We start from the raw sequence: 17793 nt of genomic DNA on the forward strand, positions 1-17793 counted from the left end.
ACGTCGGCCGCCGACGTCACCGGACAGCAGAAGAGCCGTCCCGGACATCCGGGACGGCTCTCGCTGAGTGGTGCTGGTGGGCGATACTGGGATCGAACCAGTGACCTCTTCCGTGTCAGGGAAGCGCGCTACCGCTGCGCCAATCGCCCATGGGGGAGTACATGCGAGGTGGAGACGGGATTCGAACCCGTGTATACGGCTTTGCAGGCCGCTGCCTCGCCTCTCGGCCACTCCACCGCTGAGACCGCAGTCCACAACGGTTGGGTACCGATGGGGATAGCCTCCGAGCGGACGACGGGATTCGAACCCGCGACCCTCACCTTGGCAAGGTGATGCTCTACCACTGAGCCACGTCCGCGCGTCAGTTCCGCCGTTTCACCGGCGTTCCTGGTGCGTCGAAGACTCTAGACGACAAACTCGGTGAGAGTCCAACCGGCCCCTCACCAGCGTGTCCGCGGGTGGGTTCCGCGGGCCCCGTGACCGGCCCGGACGCCCGTCGGTGCTCGGTAGGTTGGCCCCGTGCCCAGCCCGTCCGCATCGCCCGTCGTCGCCCCCGGTGAGGCCTGGTTCGGGGGTCGTCACGCCCGAGGGGTCCTCGAGCACGCCGATCTGCGGGCCCGGCCGGGTGCGACGGCGGCGCCGGGCTGGTGGGCGGTCGTGGGGGAGTTCGAGGGCCGCGTCGACGCGTGGCGCTTCGCCGACGTGCGCCCGGCGGCCGTTGCGCAGGGTGCGTCGGGGGGCTGGCAGGGGCCGCCGCGCGCGGCCTGGACGTCGTCGCTGGACCGCGCCGGCTACGTGGCCGCGGTCGAGCGGGTCCGCGCGCACGTGCGCGACGGGCTGGTGTACCAGGCGAACGTCTGCCGCGTGCTCTCCGCGCCGCTGCACGCGGGCGACGGCCGTGAGCCCGCTGCCCGCGCCCTGGGTGCCCGCCTCGCGGCCGGGAACCCGGCGCCGTACTCCGGGGGCGTCCACGTGCCCTCCGGCGGGCCTGTGGCCCCCGGGTGGGTCGTCACGGCCTCGCCCGAGCTCTTCCTGCGGGTGCGGGACGGCGTCGTCACGTCGGCCCCCATCAAGGGCACGGCCGCCACGCCCGCCGGTCTGAGCGCCAAGGACCGCGCCGAGAACGTGATGATCACCGACCTCGTGCGCAACGACCTGCAGCGCGTGTGCCGGCCCGGGACCGTGCGGGTGACCGACCTCCTGGCCACCGAGCAGCACCCCGGCCTGGTGCACCTCGTCACGACCGTCGCCGGCGACCTGCTCCCCGAGGTCCGGGACGCGCCGGACGGGTTCACCCGGCTGCTCGCCGCCACGTACCCGCCGGGTTCGGTGTCCGGGGCGCCCAAGAGCTCGGCGCTCGACGTGATCACGGAGCTCGAGCCCGTCCCGCGCGGCCCGTACTGCGGGCTGGTCGGATGGGTGCACGTGGCCCGTGACGGCACCTGGTCCGCCGAGCTCGCCGTCGGCATCCGCACCTTCTGGTGGCGCGACGACGTCCTGCGCTTCGGCACCGGGGCCGGCATCACGTGGGCGAGCGACGCCGTTGCGGAGTGGGACGAGACCGAGCTCAAGGCCGCCCGGCTGGTCGGCCTCGCGTCGCGCTGACGCCCGGCGGCGAACGCCTCGCCGGTGGCAGGATGGCGGCGTGGACGTGACCATCTGGGCCGACGGCCGGCTGCGCACCCCGGACGAGCCGCTGCTCACGGCCGTCGACCACGGCGTGACCGTCGGCGACGGCGTCTTCGAGACCTGCTCCGTGCACCACGGCGTCGCGTTCGCCCTGACCCGGCACCTGGCCCGCCTGGAGGCGTCCGCGCGGGGGTTGGGGCTGCCGCCGCCGCCGCTCGACGAGGTGCGTACCGGCGTGCGCGCGGTGCTCGCCACGGCAGGGGAGCGGGCGGGCCGCCTGCGGATCACCGTGACCGGCGGTCCAGGACCGTTGGGCACGCAGCGCGACGCGCCGGACGAGCAGCGCCCCGTGGTCGTCGTGGTCGCCGGGCCGGCGGCGGCCGCCGAGGTCGCCCGCGCGGTGCGGGTGCCGTGGGTCCGCAACGAGCGCTCGCCGCTGGCCGGCCTGAAGACCACGTCGTACGGCGAGAACGTCGTGGCGCTCGCCCGCGCGCGCGAGCACGGCGCCGACGAGGCCCTGCTGGCGGACACCCGGGGACGCCTGGCGGAGGGCACGGGGTCCAACGTGTTCGTCGAGACCGCCGGGGAGCTGCTGACGCCCTCGTTGGAGACCGGTGCGCTGGCGGGCATCACGCGCGAGCTCGTGCTGCTGTGGGGGCGCGAGGCCGGGCTCCCGGTGCGCGAGGCGCGTCCCGACGAGCTGCCGTGGGAGGTGCTGGACGACGTGGCCGCCGGGCGCGCCCACCTGGCCCTGACGGGGTCCGTACGTCACGTGACCCCGGTCGTGCGCCTCGACGACGTGGACGTGACACCCGGACCGCTCTCGCAGGAGGCCCGACGCGTGTTCCTCGAGCGGCTGCCCCAGGACCTCGACCCGTAGCCCGCGGTGCCGGACGGCGGCGGGCCCCGGACCGCCGCACGGGCGGACGGCGGCACGGCTGGACGGTGGTGCGCCCCGGACGACGACAGCCGGCCCCGCGCGTGCGGGACCGGCTGTGGTCGTCTGGGTGGTGCCGCGGGTCAGGCGGTGAGCAGGGCGGCGATCAGCGCCGTGATCTCGCCCTCCATCTTGTCCGACTCCGCGCCCACGGGGACGAGGGACTCGGTCGCGGCGAGGAACCGCAGCAGCGGCTCCGTCGGCGCCGCCAGCAGCGCGCTTCCCTCGACGCCCGAGAGCGACACGAGGGTGTAGTCGGGGTCGTCGTCGCGCCACACCTGCACGTCACCGGTGCCGGCCGGGGCGTCGGCGACCGCGTGCACGCCCTGGGCGAGCAGCTCGCGGCCGAGCAGCCACGTCGACATCGTGTGGGCGCCGGTGAAGACGGCGCGCACGGTGTAGGGGTCGGTGGTGCGGAAGCAGAGCTCCGCGGACACCGGGATGACGGTCGCATCGGACCCGATGAGCTGCATGGCGACGACCTCGATGACGTCGTACGACGATCCCGTCATCGGGTCCTCCTGTCGCGTGGTGTTGCCCGCACGGGCCGTGGACTCACATCATGGCAGGACCGATGTCCCATTGGACCGTTGCTTGCCCACAGTTCACCCGCCCGGACCCTTTCACCGTGATGGAAAACGTTGCACATCGCCCGGGCGGGTGCAGATCCCGGCAAGTCGCCCCGCGTGGCGGCGGTCCGGGGCGCCGTCGTGAGCGCCCCGCGGCCCTCGTGCGCGGTGCTCCGACGGCAGGTGCGGCACGCCGACGACGACGTCGGTTCGGCGTTCGGGCCGACGTCCGCTAACATCGTCTCCCGTGCCGCCCACGGGTGGTTCGCCGGTGGTCTGCCCTCAGAGGGTCGGCCCTGGACGGGCCCGGACGGTGCACGCAGCGGGCGATTGGCTCAGTGGTAGAGCGCCTCGTTCACACCGAGGAGGTCACTGGTTCGAACCCAGTATCGCCCACCCGTTCGACGACGCCCCCGGCCTGACGGCCGGGGGCGTCGTCGTGTCCGGACCCGGTGCGCGGCTGCTGCCACCCCAGGGCGACCCCGCCCGTCGCGCCGGGAGCCGGCGCCGCTGCTCGGGGACCGCGCCGGCCGGGGCCTGCGCTGACGTCGGCACCCGCGCTCCGTGCCAGACTCGCGAGGTGGACTTCCTCTCCGCCTACGCCCACGGCTTCGCCCGGGTCGCCGCGTGCACGGTGCCGGTCACCGTCGCCGACCCGGCCCGCAACGCGACCGCCGTCATCGCGGCCGCGCGTGCCTGCCACGACGACGGCGTCGCCGTGGCCGTGCTGCCCGAGCTGTGCCTGTCCGGCTACGCGATCGACGACCTGTTCCTGCAGGACGCCCTGCTCGACGCCGTGCGCACCGCGCTCGACGAGGTCGTCGCCGCCTCGCGCGACCTGCGGCCGGTCCTGGTCGTGGGCGCGCCGCTCGCGCACGGCGGGCGGCTCCTCAACACCGCCGTGGTCGTGCACCGCGGCCGGGTCCTCGGCGTGGCGCCGAAGTCGTACCTGCCCACGTACCGGGAGTTCTACGAGCGACGCTGGTTCGCCCCCGGGGACGACGTCCGCGGCACCACCACGATCGCCGGGCAGGACGTGCCGATCGGCCCCGACCTGCTGTTCGCCGCGACCGACGTGCCCGGGCTCGTGCTGCACGTCGAGGTGTGCGAGGACCTGTGGGTGCCCGTCCCGCCCAGCGCCACGGCCGCGCTCGCGGGCGCCACGGTGCTCGTCAACCTCTCGTCCAGCCCGATCACCGTGGGGCGCGCGGAAGACCGTCGGCTGCTGGTGCGGTCGGCGTCGGCGCGCTGCGCGGCGGCGTACGTCTACGCCGCCGCCGGGTACGGCGAGTCGACCACCGACCTCTCGTGGGACGGCCAGACGATGGTCTACGAGCTCGGCGAGCTGCTGGCCGAGGGGGAGCGGTTCGTCGACGATCCGGTGCACACGGTGGCCGACGTCGACCTCGACCGGCTGCGTCAGCACCGCCAGCGCACGGGGACCTTCGACGACAACCGCCGCGGGCTGGGCATGGCGCCCGCCGGTGCCTCGCACCGGACCGTCGCCTTCACGCTCGACCCGCCGACGGGCGACGTCGGGCTGCGGCGCCGCGTCGACCGCTTCCCGTTCGTCCCGGACGACCCGCAGCGACTCGCCCTCGACTGCTACGAGGCCTACAACATCCAGGTCAGCGGCCTGGAGCAGCGGCTGCGCGCGGTCGGTGGCGCCAAGGTCGTCATCGGGGTGTCCGGCGGGCTGGACTCGACGCACGCGCTGATCGTCGCCGCGCGGGCCATGGACCGGCTCGGCCGTCCCCGCAGCGACATCCTCGCGTTCACGATGCCCGGGTTCGCCACCAGCGAGGGCACCAGGGCCAGCGCGCTGGCGCTCATGGAGTCGCTCGGCACGACGTTCGAGACGATCGACATCCGCCCTGCCGCCCGGCAGATGCTCGCGGACCTCGGCCACCCCGCCGGTGCCGGCGAGGAGGTCTACGACGTCACGTTCGAGAACGTGCAGGCGGGCCTGCGCACCGACTACCTGTTCCGGGCCGCCAACCAGCGCGGCGGCATCGTGCTGGGGACCGGGGACCTCTCCGAGCTGGCGCTCGGCTGGTGCACGTACGGCGTGGGGGACCAGATGTCCCACTACGCCGTCAACGCCGGCGTGCCCAAGACACTCATCCAGCACCTCATCCGCTGGGTGGTGGGCGAGGGGCACTTCGACGACGCCACGAACGCCGTGCTGCTGCGCGTCCTGGACCAGGAGATCTCCCCGGAGCTGGTGCCGGCGCGCGAGGGCGAGCGGATCCAGTCCACGGAGGACACGATCGGCCCGTACGCGCTGCACGACTTCGCGCTGTACCAGCTGCTGCGCCACGGCATGCGTCCCAGCCGGGTCGCCTTCCTCGCGTGGCACGCGTGGCACGACGCGTCGGCGGGGGAGTGGCCCCCGGGCTGGCCGCAGGACCGGCGGCCCGCGTACGACCTGCCGACGGTGCGGCGGTGGCTCGAGGTGTTCCTGCGGCGGTTCTTCGCCAGCCAGTTCAAGCGCTCCGCGCTGCCGAACGGGCCGAAGGTGAGCGAGGGCGGCACCATGTCGCCGCGCGGCGACTGGCGGATGCCGTCCGACGCGTCCGTGGCCGCGTGGCTCGCGGAGCTCGACGCGCACGTCCCGCACGACCTGTCGGCCGCACCGCCGCCCGCCTGAGCCGCCCCCGCAGCCGCCCCGCAGCCGTCCGCCGGCCGTCCGGCACGACCGCGGTGCGGTCCGTGCCGACCGCGGTCGGTAGCATCGACCTGGCCCGTGTCGACGACCGCCGACCCGCGCCGCCGACCCGCCGCGACCCGCGGAGCGGGCAGACCCGAGGAGCCCACGAACGTGCCCGAGCAGATGACCCTGACCGTCGACGGCGTCGAGACCCCGGTCGCGCAGGGCACGACGGGCGCCGACCTGTTCGCCGACCGCCGCGACGTCGTCGTCGTGCGCGTCGACGGTGAGCTGAAGGACCTCGCCGCGCCGCTGGCGCCCGGTGCCGTGGTGGAGCCGGTGACCATCGACTCCCCGGACGGTCTCGCGGTGCTGCGGCACTCGGCCGCCCACGTGCTCGCCCAGGCGGTGCAGGAGGTCAACCCGAAGGCCCGCCTGGGCATCGGCCCGCCGATCACGGACGGCTTCTACTACGACTTCGACGTCGAGACCCCGTTCACCCCGGAGGACCTCAAGGCGATCGAGAAGGTCATGGGGCGCATCGTCAAGGAGGGCCAGACCTTCCGGCGGTGGGACGTCACCGAGGCGCAGGCGCGCGAGGAGCTCGCGGCCGAGCCGTACAAGCTCGAGCTCATCGGGCTCAAGGGCGAGGCCGGGGACACCGACGGCGCCTCCGTCGAGGTGGGGCTCGGTGGACTGTCGATCTACCAGAACGTGCGTGGCGCGGGGCGCGAGTCCGAGACCGTCGTGTGGCAGGACCTGTGCCGCGGCCCGCACCTGCCCAGCACGCGCCTGATCGGCAACGGCTTCCAGCTCACCCGGTCCGCGGCCGCCTACTGGCGCGGCTCGGAGAAGAACCCGCAGCTGCAGCGCGTCTACGGCACCGCGTGGCCGACCAAGGACGAGCTCAAGGCGTACCTCGAGCGCATCGCCGAGGCCGAGCGCCGCGACCACCGCAAGCTCGGCAACGAGCTCGACCTGTTCTCGTTCCCCGAGGAGATCGGGTCCGGACTGGCGGTGTTCCACCCCAAGGGCGGCATCATCCGCATGGAGATGGAGGAGTACTCGCGCCGCCGGCACGTGCAGGCCGGCTACTCCTTCGTGAACTCGCCGCACATCACCAAGGAGCAGCTCTTCCAGATCTCCGGGCACCTGGACTGGTACGCCGACGGCATGTACCCGCCCATGCAGCTCGACGCCGAGTACCACGAGGACGGCACGATCCGGCGCGAGGGGCAGAACTACTACCTCAAGCCGATGAACTGCCCCATGCACAACCTGATCTTCTCCTCGCGCGGGCGGTCGTACCGCGAGCTGCCGCTGCGGCTGTTCGAGTTCGGCACCGTCTACCGGTACGAGAAGTCGGGCGTCGTGCACGGCATGACCCGCGCGCGCGGCTTCACCCAGGACGACGCGCACATCTACTGCACCCGCGAGCAGATGAAGGACGAGCTCACCAGCCTGCTCACCTTCGTCCTCGACCTGCTCAAGGACTACGGGCTCGACGACTTCTACCTCGAGCTGTCGACCCGGAACCCGGAGAAGTCCGTGGGCTCCGAGGAGGTCTGGGAGGAGGCGACCGAGACGCTGCGCCAGGTCGCCGAGGCGTCGGGGCTCGACCTCGTGCCCGACCCGGGTGGCGCCGCCTTCTACGGTCCGAAGATCTCGGTCCAGGCGAAGGACGCCATCGGCCGCACCTGGCAGATGTCGACCATCCAGCTCGACTTCAACCTGCCCGAGCGGTTCGAGCTCGAGTACACCGCGCCCGACGGCAGCCGCCAGCGCCCGGTGATGATCCACCGCGCGCTGTTCGGGTCGATCGAGCGGTTCTTCGCGGTGCTGACCGAGCACTACGCCGGGGCGTTCCCCGCGTGGCTCGCGCCCGTGCAGGTGCTCGCCGTCCCGGTGGCCGAGCCGTTCGAGCCGTACCTCGACGAGGTGGTCTCCCGTCTGCGCGCCCAGGGCATCCGTGCCGAGGTCGACCGGTCCGACGACCGCTTCGGCAAGAAGATCCGCAACGCCTCGACGCAGAAGATCCCCTTCGTGCTCATCGCCGGCGGGGAGGACGCCGAGGCCGGCGCCGTGTCCTTCCGCTACCGCGACGGCCGCCAGGACAACGGCGTGCCCGTCGACGAGGCGGTCGAGCGGATCGTCGCGGCCGTCCGCGACCGCGTGCAGGTCTGAGCCGTGCCGCCCTCCGACGACGTGGAGGTCGAGCCCGCCGACGCCTTCGCCGGCGTCCCGGACGGGCTCGACCGGCTGTGGACACCGCACCGCATGGCGTACATCGGCGGGCAGGACAAGCCTGCCGACGACGCACCGGGGGACGGCTGCCCGTTCTGTCGCATCCCCGGCCTGCCGGACGAGCAAGGGCTGGTCGTGCACCGCGGTGAGGTCGCGTACGTGGTGATGAACCTCTACCCGTACAACTCGGGGCACCTGCTGGTGTGCCCCTACCGGCACGTGGCGGACTACACCGAGCTCACGCCGCCCGAGGTCGCGGAGGTCGCCGACCTCACGCGCACCGCGATGCGGGTGGTCCGCGAGGTGCTCGCGCCCGACGGCTTCAACCTCGGCATGAACCAGGGCCAGGTGGCGGGCGCCGGCATCCAGGCGCACCTGCACCAGCACGTCGTTCCCCGCTGGGGCGGCGACGCGAACTTCCTGCCGATCGTCGCGCGCACCCGCGCGCTGCCGGCGCTGCTCGGCGACACGCGCGCGGCGCTGGCCGCCGCGTGGCCCGCCACCACGAAGGGATGACGGACGCGTGCTGAGCCGACTGCGCGGCGCCATGACGCGGCTGTGGACGCCGCTGGCCGACGCGCTCCTGCGCCGGGGGGTGTCCCCGGACGCCGTGACGATCACCGGGACGCTCGTCGTCGTCGTCACGGCGCTGTGGGCGTTCCCCACGGGCCACCTGCTGCTGGGCGGCCTGCTCATCGCCGTCTTCACGCTCACCGACTCGATCGACGGGGTCATGGCGCGCCGGTCCGGGCGCAGCGGCCCCTGGGGTGCGTTCCTGGACTCGACCCTCGACCGCTTCGGCGACGGCGCGATCTTCGCGGGCCTCGTGCTCTGGTACACCGGCGGTGGCGACTCGCGCCTCACCGCGGTGCTCGCGCTGGCGTGCCTCGTCCTGGGCTCGATCGTGCCCTACGCCCGGGCTCGCGCGGAGGGCCTGGGCATGACGGCGGCCGTCGGCATCGCCGAGCGCGCCGACCGGCTGTTCGCCGTGCTCCTCGCGACGGTCCTGGTGGGTGCCGGCCTGCCTGACGTCGTCATGACCGTCGTCCTCGGCCTGCTCACGGTGGCGTCCGCGATCACGGTCGTGCAGCGCATGGCCACGGTCCGTCGCCAGGTGCGCGAGGCGACCCCGTGATCGACGTCGCCCGCGCCTACCACCTCGCGTGGCGCGTGGGCCACCGGGTCCCCGGCGCCGTCGTGCGGGGGCTGAGCACGCTCGGGGCGGACGTCGCGTGGGCGCGCCGCGGGTCCGGCGTGCGGCGCCTCGAGGCGAACCTCGCCCGGGTCCGCCCCGAGCTGGACGCGCGCGCCCTGCGCCGCCTCTCGCGCGCGGGCATGCGGTCGTACATGCGCTACTTCGGCGAGGCGTTCACCCTGCGCGCGCTGAGCACGGACCAGCTCGCCGCGCGCGTCCGGGTCGAGGGCCTCGAGCACCTCCGGCCGCACCTCGACGAGGGGCGGCAGGTGGTCGTCGCCCTCGGGCACACGGGCAACTGGGACCTCGCCGGCGCCTGGGCCACCGCCCACGTCGCGCCGGTCACGACCGTGGCGGAGCGACTGAAGCCCGAGGAGCTCTTCCAGGAGTTCCTGGCCTTCCGCGAGAGCATCGGCCTGCGGATCATCCCGCTGACCGGTGGTGGCGACGTGTTCCGGCAGCTCGTGCGTGTCGCGCGCACCGGCCCCGGGCTCCTGCCGCTGCTCGCGGACCGCGACCTGACGGCCAGGGGCCTCGAGGTCGACCTGTTCGGGGAGCGTGCGCGGGTGGCGGCCGGTCCGGCCGCGCTGGCGGTCACCACCGGCGCCCCGCTGGTCGCCGCGTCCATCTCCTACGAGCGGCTGCGACGCGCACGTCGGCGCGCCGCGGGCGGGCCGTGGGGGATCGTGGTCCGGTTCAGCCCGCTCGTCGAGGTGCCGGCCGACCTCCCTCGCACCGACCGGGTCCAGGCCCTCACGCAGGCCTGGGTGGACGTGCTGGCCGAGCAGATCCACGCCCACCCCCAGGACTGGCACATGCTGCAGCGCGTGTTCGTCGCGGACCTCGACCCGGCCCGCGACGCGGCCCGCCGTGCCGCGGAGGAGCCGGCCGCGGGCGACGACGCACTCGGGCCGGAGGTCGCCACGTGACCGGCACCCGCCCCCTGCGCGTGGGGATCGTCTGCCCCTACTCCTTCGACGTGCCCGGGGGCGTGCAGTTCCACGTCCGGGACCTGGCCGAGTCGCTCATCGGGCGCGGCCACGAGGTGTCGGTGCTGGCACCCGCGGCCGACGACACCCCGGTGCCGCCGTACCTGGTCGCGGCCGGTCGCGCGGTCCCGGTGCACTACAACGGCTCCGTCGCGCGGCTGACGTTCGGCCCCGTGACGGCCGGCCGCGTGCGGCGCTGGCTGGCCGCCGGTGAGTTCGACGTGCTCCACCTGCACGAGCCCGTCACGCCGAGTCTCGGCATGCTCGCCCTGTGGATCGCGGACGGCCCGGTGGTCGCGACGTTCCACACGTCCATCGTGCGGTCCCGCTCCCTGCAGATGGCGTACCCGCTCGTCCGTCAGTCGCTGGAGAAGATCTCCCTGCGGATCGCCGTCTCGGAGGACGCGCGCCGCACCCTCGTCGAGCACCTCGGCGGCGACGCGGTGGTGATCCCCAACGGGGTGTGGGTCGACACCTTCGCGAACGCCGGCACGGACCCGCGGTGGACCGGGACGCCGCAGGCGCCGACCGTGGCGTTCCTCGGGCGCCTCGACGAGCCGCGCAAGGGCCTCGCCGTGCTGCTGCGCGCCGTCGGGACCGTGCTCGACACCTACCCCGGTGCGCGGTTCCTCGTCGCCGGGAGCGGTGACACGGGTCAGGAGCAGGCGCGCGAGCTGCTGGGGGACCGGGCCGGCGCGGTCGAGTTCCTCGGTGGCGTCAGCGAGGAGGACAAGGCGCGGCTGCTGTCGTCGGTCGACGTCTACTGCGCGCCGCAGACCGGTGGCGAGAGCTTCGGCATCGTCCTGGTCGAGGCGATGGCGGCCGGGACGACGGTCGTCGCCAGCGACCTGGGGGCGTTCGCGCGCGTGCTCGACGACGGGGAGGCCGGCGTGCTGTTCCGTACCGGCGACCCGGCGGACCTCGGTGCCACGCTCGTGCGGGTGCTCGGCGACGCAGCCCTGCGCGAGCGGATCAGCGCGCACGCGTCGCGGGTGGTGGGCCGCTACGACTGGTCGGCGGTGACCGACCAGGTGCTCGCCGTCTACGAGATGGCGGTCGCCGGCCGCGACGCGCCCGTGGGTGAGGACCCGTCGTCGCTGCGCGGCGCCCGCCTGCTCGAGATGCGGCGGAACCGCACGTGACGGGCCGGCTGGACGGCACGGTCGTCCTCGTGGTCGTCGGCGTCGTCCTGCTGGTGCTGTGGCTGGTGTGGGTGCGCGCCAGCCGGCTGGACCGCCTGCACCGCAAGGTGGCGGCGTCGCGCGCGGTGGTCGACGCGCAGCTCGTCCGGCGTGCGACGGTGGCGGCGGAGCTGGCCACCAGCGGCCTGCTGGACCCCGCGAGCTCGCTCGTGCTGGGCGAGTCCGTGTGGGAGTCGCTGACCGCCGCCGGGGCGGGCGACGTGCCGGCGGGGCTGCTGCCGCCCGACGTGCACGAGGTGCTCGGTGCCCCGGGTGCGCCGGACGAGCCGGTGGACCGCTCCCGGGCGGAGAGCGAGCTGACGGCGGCGCTGCGCGAGATCCTCGACGACGCCGACGAGGTGGCCGCGCTGGCCACCGACCCGCTCGGCGCCCGGCTGCTGGGCGACCTGGCTGCCGCCTGGTACCGCGTGCAGCTGGCCCGTCGGTTCCACAACGAGGCCGTCGCCCAGACGCAGCGCGTGCGGCGCAGCGCCTCGGTGAGGCTGCTGCGGCTGGCCGGGCACGCGCCCGAGCCGCGCACCCTGGAGCTCGACGACGCGTGGCCCCTGGGTCTGGCGCGCCCCGGCGAGAACGCGCGGGCGGCACCTCCGGAGGCCGGCGCGGCCGACGCCTGACGCACGCTGTCCGCGTGGCGGGCGTCCGACCACCGTCGGGGTCGTCCTGCCTAGGATGGATGTGTCCCCGACCACGGCGGCCGGCGTCCGGCGTCGCGCCGTGCCGCCGGGGCACCGCGGCAGGCGGCCTCCCGCCACCACCGATCGAAGAGGTCTGACGTGACCGAGAACTCCCAGCCCGCCGCCGGCGAGGTCGGCACCGCGCGCGTGAAGCGCGGCATGGCCGAGATGCTCAAGGGCGGCGTCATCATGGACGTCGTCACCCCGGAGCAGGCCAAGATCGCCGAGGACGCGGGCGCCGTCGCCGTCATGGCGCTCGAGCGGGTCCCCGCCGACATCCGCGCCCAGGGCGGCGTCGCACGCATGAGCGACCCCGACCTCATCGACGGCATCATCTCCACGGTCTCCATCCCGGTGATGGCCAAGGCCCGCATCGGGCACTTCGTCGAGGCGCAGGTGCTGCAGTCGCTCGGTGTCGACTACGTCGACGAGTCGGAGGTGCTGACGCCCGCCGACTACGCGCACCACATCGACAAGTGGGCGTTCACCGTCCCGTTCGTCTGCGGCGCGACGAACCTGGGCGAGGCGCTGCGGCGCATCACCGAGGGCGCGGCGATGATCCGCTCCAAGGGCGAGGCCGGGACCGGCGACGTGTCCAACGCGACGACGCACATGCGTACGTTGCGCGACGAGATCCGCCGGCTGGCGTCCCTGCCCGAGGACGAGCTCTACCTCGCGGCCAAGGAGCTGCAGGCGCCGTACGACCTGGTCAAGGAGGTGGCGACGGCCGGCAAGCTGCCCGTCGTGCTGTTCACCGCCGGCGGCATCGCCACGCCGGCGGACGCGGCCATGATGATGCAGCTCGGAGCCGAGGGCGTGTTCGTCGGCTCGGGCATCTTCAAGTCCGGCAACCCCGCCGAGCGGGCCGCGGCCATCGTCAAGGCCACCACGTTCCACGACGACCCCGACGTGATCGCCAAGGTGTCCCGCGGCCTGGGTGACGCCATGGTCGGCATCAACGTGGACGACGTGCCGGTGCCGCACCGGCTGGCCGAGCGGGGTTGGTGAGCACGGCCGACCCGCACGGCGCTGCGGCGGGCGGCGCGTCGGCCGCCGTCTTCGGGAGCGACTGGGTGCCCGGCCCGGACGGCCTGCTGCACCGGCGCGCCGCCCGCGTCATCCTGCTCGACGAGCGTGATCGCGTGCTGCTCGTCCGCGGCCACGACGTCGACCTGCCGGAGCGGTCGTGGTGGTTCACGGTGGGCGGCGGCATCGACGCCGGGGAGACGTCCCGGCAGGCCGCGGTGCGGGAGGTACGCGAGGAGACGGGCATCGTGCTGGCGACGGACGAGCTGGTGGGCCCGGTCTACACGCGCTCCGCGCTGTTCGACTTCGCCGCCCGCACGTGCCGGCAGGACGAGGACCTGTACCTCGCGCGCGTGCGGGCGGCCGACCTCGCCCTGACGCGCGAGGGCTGGACGGCGGTCGAGCTGGACGTCATCGACGAGCTGCGGTGGTGGGACCTCGACGAGCTGGAGCGCGTCACCATCGAGGTGTTCCCGGCCGGGCTGGCCGACCTCGTGCGGGCGGTCCTCGTCTGGGACGGCACCACGCGCCACCTCGGGCTCGTCGAGGAGTGACGTGGCACGGGTGGACCTCCGCGCCATGCGTACCGGTCGGTAACTTGCCGGTCACGTCACCGGGCTAGCGTCCGGCGCATGCCTCGTGCCGCCGCCTCCTCGTCCGTCGCCCGGATCCCGCGGTCGGGCATCCGCACCCTCATGGACCTCGCGCTGGGCGACCCGCGCGCCGTCCACCTCGAGATCGGCGAGCCCGACGCGCCCCCCGGGGAGCACGTCGTGGCGGCGGTCGCCGCGGCCGCGCGGGCCGGGCGCACCGGCTACACCTCGAGCACGGGTCTCGGCGTGCTGCGCGCCGCCGCGGCCGAGCGCGTGTCGCGCACGCTCGGGCGTCCCACGTCGCCCGACGAGGTCGTGGTGACCCACGGTGCGATGCACGGGCTGGCGATGGCCATGGCCACGCTGCTCGGCCCGGGGGACGAGGTGCTGCTGCCCGACCCCACCTTCCCGAACTGGGAGATGGCGGCCGTCGCGGCCGGCGCCGCCGTCCGGACCTACCCGGCGCACGCGGCCGCCGGCTTCGTGCCGGACCCCGCCGAGGTGGCGTCGCGGGTGACACCGCGCACCCGCGCGCTCGTCGTGTGCTCGCCCAACAACCCCACGGGCGCGGTGTACCCGCCGGACGTCGTCGCGGGGCTGGTCGAGGTCGCGCGGCGCCACGACCTGTGGCTGCTGTCGGACGAGTGCTACGAGGCCATCACCTTCGACCGCCCGCACGTCAGCCCGCTCGCGTACGACACGGACGGACGGGTCCTCGGGTTCTTCAGCGTCTCCAAGACCTACGCGCTGACGGGCTGGCGCACGGGCTGGGTGGTCGTCCCCGCACCCGACGTCGTCGAGGCGCTCGGGCACCTGGCGGAGGCCACCGTCGCGTGCCCGTCGACGCCGGGGCAGGTGGCGGCGCTGGCGGCGCTCACCGGGCCGCAGGACGGCGTCGTCGCCGCCGTGGCGTCCTACCGGCAGCGGCGGGACGCCGCGTGCGCGCTCCTGGCGCGCCGCGGGGTGCGGCACGTCGTGCCCGACGGCGCGTTCTACCTCATGGTCGACGTCGGCACCGCCGACACCGACGGCTTCGCCCGGCGCCTGCTGGCGCGCCGGCACGTCGCGGTGGCGCCCGGGTCGACCTTCGGGACCGCGGCCGCGGGGATGGTGCGGGTCTCGCTCGCGGCACCGCGCGACCAGCTGCTGCTCGGGCTGGAGCGGCTGGCCGACGAGGTCGCGGCCTGCGCGGGCCCGGCCGGCCGGTCGCTCGCCCCGGTCGGGCCGGTCGCGGTCGAGGACGCCTAGGATCGGCGACCGTGACCCCCACCATCGGCGTGCTCGCCCTGCAGGGCGACGTCCGCGAGCACCTGGCGGTGCTCGGCTCCCTCGGCGTCGGGGCGGTCGCGGTCCGCCGCCGCAGCGAGCTCGACGCCGTGGACGCGCTCGTGCTGCCCGGGGGCGAGTCGACCACGATCGACAAGCTGCTGCGGGCGTTCGAGCTCGACGGCCCCGTGCGCGATCGGCTGGCGGGCGGCATGCCCGCCTACGGGTCGTGCGCCGGCATGATCCTGCTCGCCGACCGGATCATCGGGGGCATCGCTGGCCAGCGGACGCTCGGCGGCGTCGACATCACGGTGCGTCGCAACGCGTTCGGCAGGCAGGTCGACTCCTTCGAGACGGACCTCGTCCTCGACGGCGTGGCGGGCAGCGAGCACGACCCGGTGCACGCCGTGTTCATCCGGGCGCCCTGGGTCGAGGAGGTGGGACCCGCCGCGACCGTCGTGGGACGCGTCGCGGAGGGGCCCGCCGCCGGTAGGATCGTCGCGGTGCGCCAGGGCCCGCTGCTCGTGACCTCGTTCCACCCCGAGGTGACCGGGGACCCGCGGGTGCACCGACTGTTCGTGCAGATCGTCCGCGACAGCCTGTGACGTCGCGGATCCCCGGTCCGTCCGCACGTGGGCGCTGCGCCGGGAGCGACGCGGGCGGACCAGCGCAGACGAAGGGGTAACGAGCCATGTCGGGTCACTCCAAGTGGGCCACCACCAAGCACAAGAAGGCCGTCATCGACGCGAAGCGGGGCAAGCTCTTCGCCAAGCTCGTGAAGAACGTGGAGGTGGCCGCCCGCACGGGCGGTGGTGACCCCGCCGGCAACCCGACGCTGTTCGACGCCATCCAGAAGGCGAAGAAGTCGTCCGTCCCGAACGACAACATCGACCGGGCGGTCAAGCGCGGCTCCGGCCAGGAGGCCGGCGGCGCCGACTACCAGTCGATCACGTACGAGGGCTACGGCCCCGGCGGCGTCGCGGTGCTGGTCGAGTGCCTCACCGACAACCGCAACCGCGCCGCGTCGGACGTCCGGGTCGCGTTCACGCGCAACGGCGGGCAGATGGCCGATCCCGGCTCCGTCGCCTACATCTTCAGCCGCAAGGGCGTCGTCATCGTGCCCAAGGAGGGCACCGACGAGGACGCCGTCATGGAGGCCGTGCTCGAGGCCGGCGGCGAGGAGGTCACCGACCTCGGCGAGTCGTTCGAGGTGCTCAGCGAGGCGACCGACCTGGTGCCGGTCCGCACGGCGCTGCAGGAGGCCGGCATCGACTACGACTCCGCCGACGTCGTCTGGTGGCCCGCCACGCAGATCGAGGTCGACGCCGACGGCGCGCGCAAGATCATGCGCCTGATCGACGCGCTCGAGGACTCCGACGACGTGCAGAACGTCTACGCCAACTTCGACGCGTCCGACGAGGTCATGGCCGAGCTCGACGCCGAGTGACGCACCGCACGCGCCGTCGCGCGTGCACGGGCCCCGCCACCGGTGTGGCGGGGCCCGTCCTGCGTCCGGCGGCTGCGACGATGGGCGGGTGCGCGTGCTCGGAGTGGACCCCGGCCTGACCCGCTGCGGCCTGGGCGTGGTCGACGGGCTGGCGGGCCGGCGCGCCCGCCTCGTGCACGTGTCGGTGGCGCGTTCCGACCCGGCGCTCGACGTCGACCAGCGGCTGCTGCTCATCGAGCGCGCCCTCGAGGAGTGCATCGAGGAGCACGCGCCGGACACCGTCGCGGTGGAGCGCGTGTTCGCGCAGCACAACGTGAGCACCGTGATGGGGACCGCGCAGGTCGCCGGCCTGGCCATGGTCGCGGCCGCCCGGCGCCGCATCCCCGTCGCCCTGCACACGCCCAGCGAGGTCAAGGCCGCGGTGACCGGGTCGGGCCGTGCCGAGAAGGCCCAGGTCCAGACGATGGTCGCCCGGCTGCTCGGCCTGGCCGACCTGCCGCGGCCCGCGGACGCCGCGGACGCCCTCGCGCTGGCGATCTGCCACCTCTGGCGCCCGGCCGGGGCACTGGGGGCCCCGCAGCGCGAGCCCGGGGCGCTCACGCCCGCGCAGCGCCGGTGGGCGGAGGCGGAGCAGGCGGCGCGCCGCCGCGGGTGACGGCGGGTGACGCGGGGATGACGGCGCGCGTGTCGTTCGTACAGGTGTTCGCCCGGGTGTGGCACAGTGTCCCGGTCGACGACGGGAGGAGCGCGCGGTGATCGCGTCGGTGCACGGGACCGTGCTGGCGGTACGGCTGGACTCGGCCGTCCTCGAGGTGGGCGGTGTGGGCCTGCTGGTCCAGGCGACCCCGGCGACCCTCGCGGGCCTGCGGGTCGGGCAGCCGGCGCGGCTGTTCACGTCCCTGGTGGTGCGCGAGGACTCCCTGACCCTGTTCGGCTTCGCCGACGACGACGAGCGCGACGTGTTCGAGACCGTGCAGACCGTCTCGGGCGTCGGGCCGCGCCTCGCGCTGGCGATGCTGGCCGTGCACACCCCGGACGGGCTGCGCCGTGCGGTCGCGGACGAGGACCTGGCCGCGCTCGTGCGGGTGCCGGGCATCGGGCGCAAGGGTGCCCAGCGCATCGTCCTGGAGCTGGGGGAGCGGCTGGGGGCACCCGCGCCCGCCGCCGGTGCCGCGGCGGCCCCGGTGTCGGCCGACCACCGCGAGCAGGTCGTCGAGGCCCTCGTCGGCCTCGGCTGGCCGCTGCGGGCCGCGCAGGACGCGGTCGCGGCCGTGCTCGACGGGACCGCCGGCCCCGTCGGTGCCGACGAGGTGCCCGGCGTGCTGCGCGCCGCCCTGCGCTCGCTGGGCAGCGCCCGTGCCTGAGGACGCCC

17 protein-coding genes and 4 tRNA genes are annotated in these 17793 nt (G+C 74.6%); 17 read left to right on the forward strand and 4 right to left on the reverse strand.

Annotated features, from left to right (window positions below; translation table 11 throughout):
- Positions 1-74: 74 nt before the first annotated feature.
- The 3 genes from BMZ16_RS06905 to BMZ16_RS06915 form a co-directional block, all read right to left on the reverse strand.
- A tRNA-Val gene (locus tag BMZ16_RS06905) sits at positions 75-149 on the reverse strand.
- 17 nt (positions 150-166) lie between these two features.
- Positions 167-237: transfer RNA gene (locus BMZ16_RS06910), tRNA-Cys, on the reverse strand.
- A 49-nt stretch (positions 238-286) separates the two neighbouring features.
- Positions 287-358: transfer RNA gene (locus tag BMZ16_RS06915), tRNA-Gly, on the reverse strand.
- 161 nt (positions 359-519) lie between these two features.
- Here BMZ16_RS06915 and BMZ16_RS06920 point away from each other — a divergent pair.
- Positions 520-1605, forward strand: a complete 1086-nt coding sequence (locus BMZ16_RS06920) for a chorismate-binding protein (protein ID WP_089798895.1) — start codon at positions 520-522, stop codon at positions 1603-1605.
- A gap of 40 nt (positions 1606-1645) precedes the next feature.
- Positions 1646-2509: an aminotransferase class IV gene (locus BMZ16_RS06925; RefSeq protein WP_089798896.1), complete on the forward strand. Its 864-nt coding sequence runs from the start codon at positions 1646-1648 to the stop codon at positions 2507-2509.
- Between the two features lie 140 nt (positions 2510-2649).
- Here BMZ16_RS06925 and BMZ16_RS06930 read toward each other — a convergent pair whose 3' ends face one another.
- Positions 2650-3078 (reverse strand): SsgA family sporulation/cell division regulator, encoded by a 429-nt coding sequence (locus tag BMZ16_RS06930; protein WP_089798897.1) that lies wholly within the window; start codon positions 3076-3078, stop codon positions 2650-2652.
- A 381-nt stretch (positions 3079-3459) separates the two neighbouring features.
- Between BMZ16_RS06930 and BMZ16_RS06935 the strand changes: the two genes are divergently transcribed.
- From BMZ16_RS06935 to ruvA, 15 genes are all read left to right on the forward strand, one after another.
- Positions 3460-3531, forward strand: a tRNA-Val gene (locus tag BMZ16_RS06935).
- A gap of 184 nt (positions 3532-3715) precedes the next feature.
- Positions 3716-5785 (forward strand): NAD(+) synthase, encoded by a 2070-nt coding sequence (locus BMZ16_RS06940; RefSeq protein ID WP_089798898.1) that lies wholly within the window; start codon positions 3716-3718, stop codon positions 5783-5785.
- Positions 5786-5968: 183 nt separating this feature from the next.
- On the forward strand, positions 5969-7969 hold the full coding sequence (thrS, locus tag BMZ16_RS06945; protein WP_089799921.1) for a threonine--tRNA ligase: 2001 nt from the start codon (positions 5969-5971) through the stop codon (positions 7967-7969).
- A gap of 3 nt (positions 7970-7972) precedes the next feature.
- On the forward strand, positions 7973-8545 hold the full coding sequence (locus BMZ16_RS06950) for an HIT family protein (protein WP_089798899.1): 573 nt from the start codon (positions 7973-7975) through the stop codon (positions 8543-8545).
- A 7-nt stretch (positions 8546-8552) separates the two neighbouring features.
- Complete coding sequence (gene pgsA, locus BMZ16_RS06955; RefSeq protein ID WP_089798900.1) at positions 8553-9164, forward strand: phosphatidylinositol phosphate synthase; 612 nt, start codon at positions 8553-8555, stop codon at positions 9162-9164.
- The gene (locus BMZ16_RS06960; protein WP_369822497.1) at positions 9161-10153 is read left to right on the forward strand and encodes a phosphatidylinositol mannoside acyltransferase; all 993 of its coding nucleotides are present in this window, start codon (positions 9161-9163) and stop codon (positions 10151-10153) included. Before pgsA ends, BMZ16_RS06960 begins: the two co-directional genes overlap by 4 nt.
- Before the next feature lie 14 nt (positions 10154-10167).
- On the forward strand, positions 10168-11355 hold the full coding sequence (locus BMZ16_RS06965; RefSeq protein ID WP_177199643.1) for a glycosyltransferase family 4 protein: 1188 nt from the start codon (positions 10168-10170) through the stop codon (positions 11353-11355).
- The gene (locus BMZ16_RS06970; protein ID WP_089798902.1) at positions 11352-12029 is read left to right on the forward strand and encodes a hypothetical protein; all 678 of its coding nucleotides are present in this window, start codon (positions 11352-11354) and stop codon (positions 12027-12029) included. Before BMZ16_RS06965 ends, BMZ16_RS06970 begins: the two co-directional genes overlap by 4 nt.
- A 159-nt stretch (positions 12030-12188) precedes the next feature.
- A complete protein-coding gene (gene pdxS / locus BMZ16_RS06975; RefSeq protein ID WP_089798903.1) occupies positions 12189-13097 on the forward strand; it encodes a pyridoxal 5'-phosphate synthase lyase subunit PdxS in 909 nt (302 codons plus the stop codon).
- The gene (locus tag BMZ16_RS06980; protein ID WP_255366420.1) at positions 13094-13669 is read left to right on the forward strand and encodes an NUDIX hydrolase; all 576 of its coding nucleotides are present in this window, start codon (positions 13094-13096) and stop codon (positions 13667-13669) included. The genes pdxS and BMZ16_RS06980 overlap by 4 nt, the downstream gene beginning before the upstream one ends.
- A 78-nt stretch (positions 13670-13747) precedes the next feature.
- The gene (locus BMZ16_RS06985; RefSeq protein ID WP_089798905.1) at positions 13748-14956 is read left to right on the forward strand and encodes a pyridoxal phosphate-dependent aminotransferase; all 1209 of its coding nucleotides are present in this window, start codon (positions 13748-13750) and stop codon (positions 14954-14956) included.
- Positions 14957-14967: 11 nt separating this feature from the next.
- Positions 14968-15579 carry a pyridoxal 5'-phosphate synthase glutaminase subunit PdxT gene (gene pdxT / locus BMZ16_RS06990; protein WP_089798906.1) on the forward strand — a complete coding sequence of 204 codons (612 nt, stop codon included), beginning with the start codon at positions 14968-14970 and terminating at the stop codon, positions 15577-15579.
- A gap of 86 nt (positions 15580-15665) precedes the next feature.
- On the forward strand, positions 15666-16421 hold the full coding sequence (locus tag BMZ16_RS06995; RefSeq protein WP_089798907.1) for a YebC/PmpR family DNA-binding transcriptional regulator: 756 nt from the start codon (positions 15666-15668) through the stop codon (positions 16419-16421).
- A gap of 88 nt (positions 16422-16509) precedes the next feature.
- Positions 16510-17076, forward strand: a complete 567-nt coding sequence (gene ruvC / locus BMZ16_RS07000) for a crossover junction endodeoxyribonuclease RuvC (protein ID WP_089798908.1) — start codon at positions 16510-16512, stop codon at positions 17074-17076.
- A gap of 97 nt (positions 17077-17173) precedes the next feature.
- On the forward strand, positions 17174-17785 hold the full coding sequence (ruvA, locus tag BMZ16_RS07005; RefSeq protein ID WP_089798909.1) for a Holliday junction branch migration protein RuvA: 612 nt from the start codon (positions 17174-17176) through the stop codon (positions 17783-17785).
- Positions 17786-17793 lie beyond the last annotated feature (8 nt).

The sequence above is a fragment of the Cellulomonas sp. KH9 genome (assembly GCF_900114185.1).
In the GTDB taxonomy this organism is placed as follows: Bacteria; Actinomycetota; Actinomycetes; order Actinomycetales; family Cellulomonadaceae; genus Cellulomonas.

Bases quoted from the DNA above. Each gene is read 5' to 3' on its own strand.
- BMZ16_RS06930 (WP_089798897.1), bottom strand. From the start codon at position 3,078: ATGACGGGATCGTCGTACGACGTCATCGAGGTCGTCGCCATGCAGCTC.
- thrS (WP_089799921.1), top strand. From the start codon at position 5,969: ATGACCCTGACCGTCGACGGCGTCGAGACCCCGGTCGCGCAGGGCACG.
- BMZ16_RS06995 (WP_089798907.1), top strand. From the start codon at position 15,666: ATGTCGGGTCACTCCAAGTGGGCCACCACCAAGCACAAGAAGGCCGTC.
- BMZ16_RS06985 (WP_089798905.1), top strand. From the start codon at position 13,748: ATGCCTCGTGCCGCCGCCTCCTCGTCCGTCGCCCGGATCCCGCGGTCG.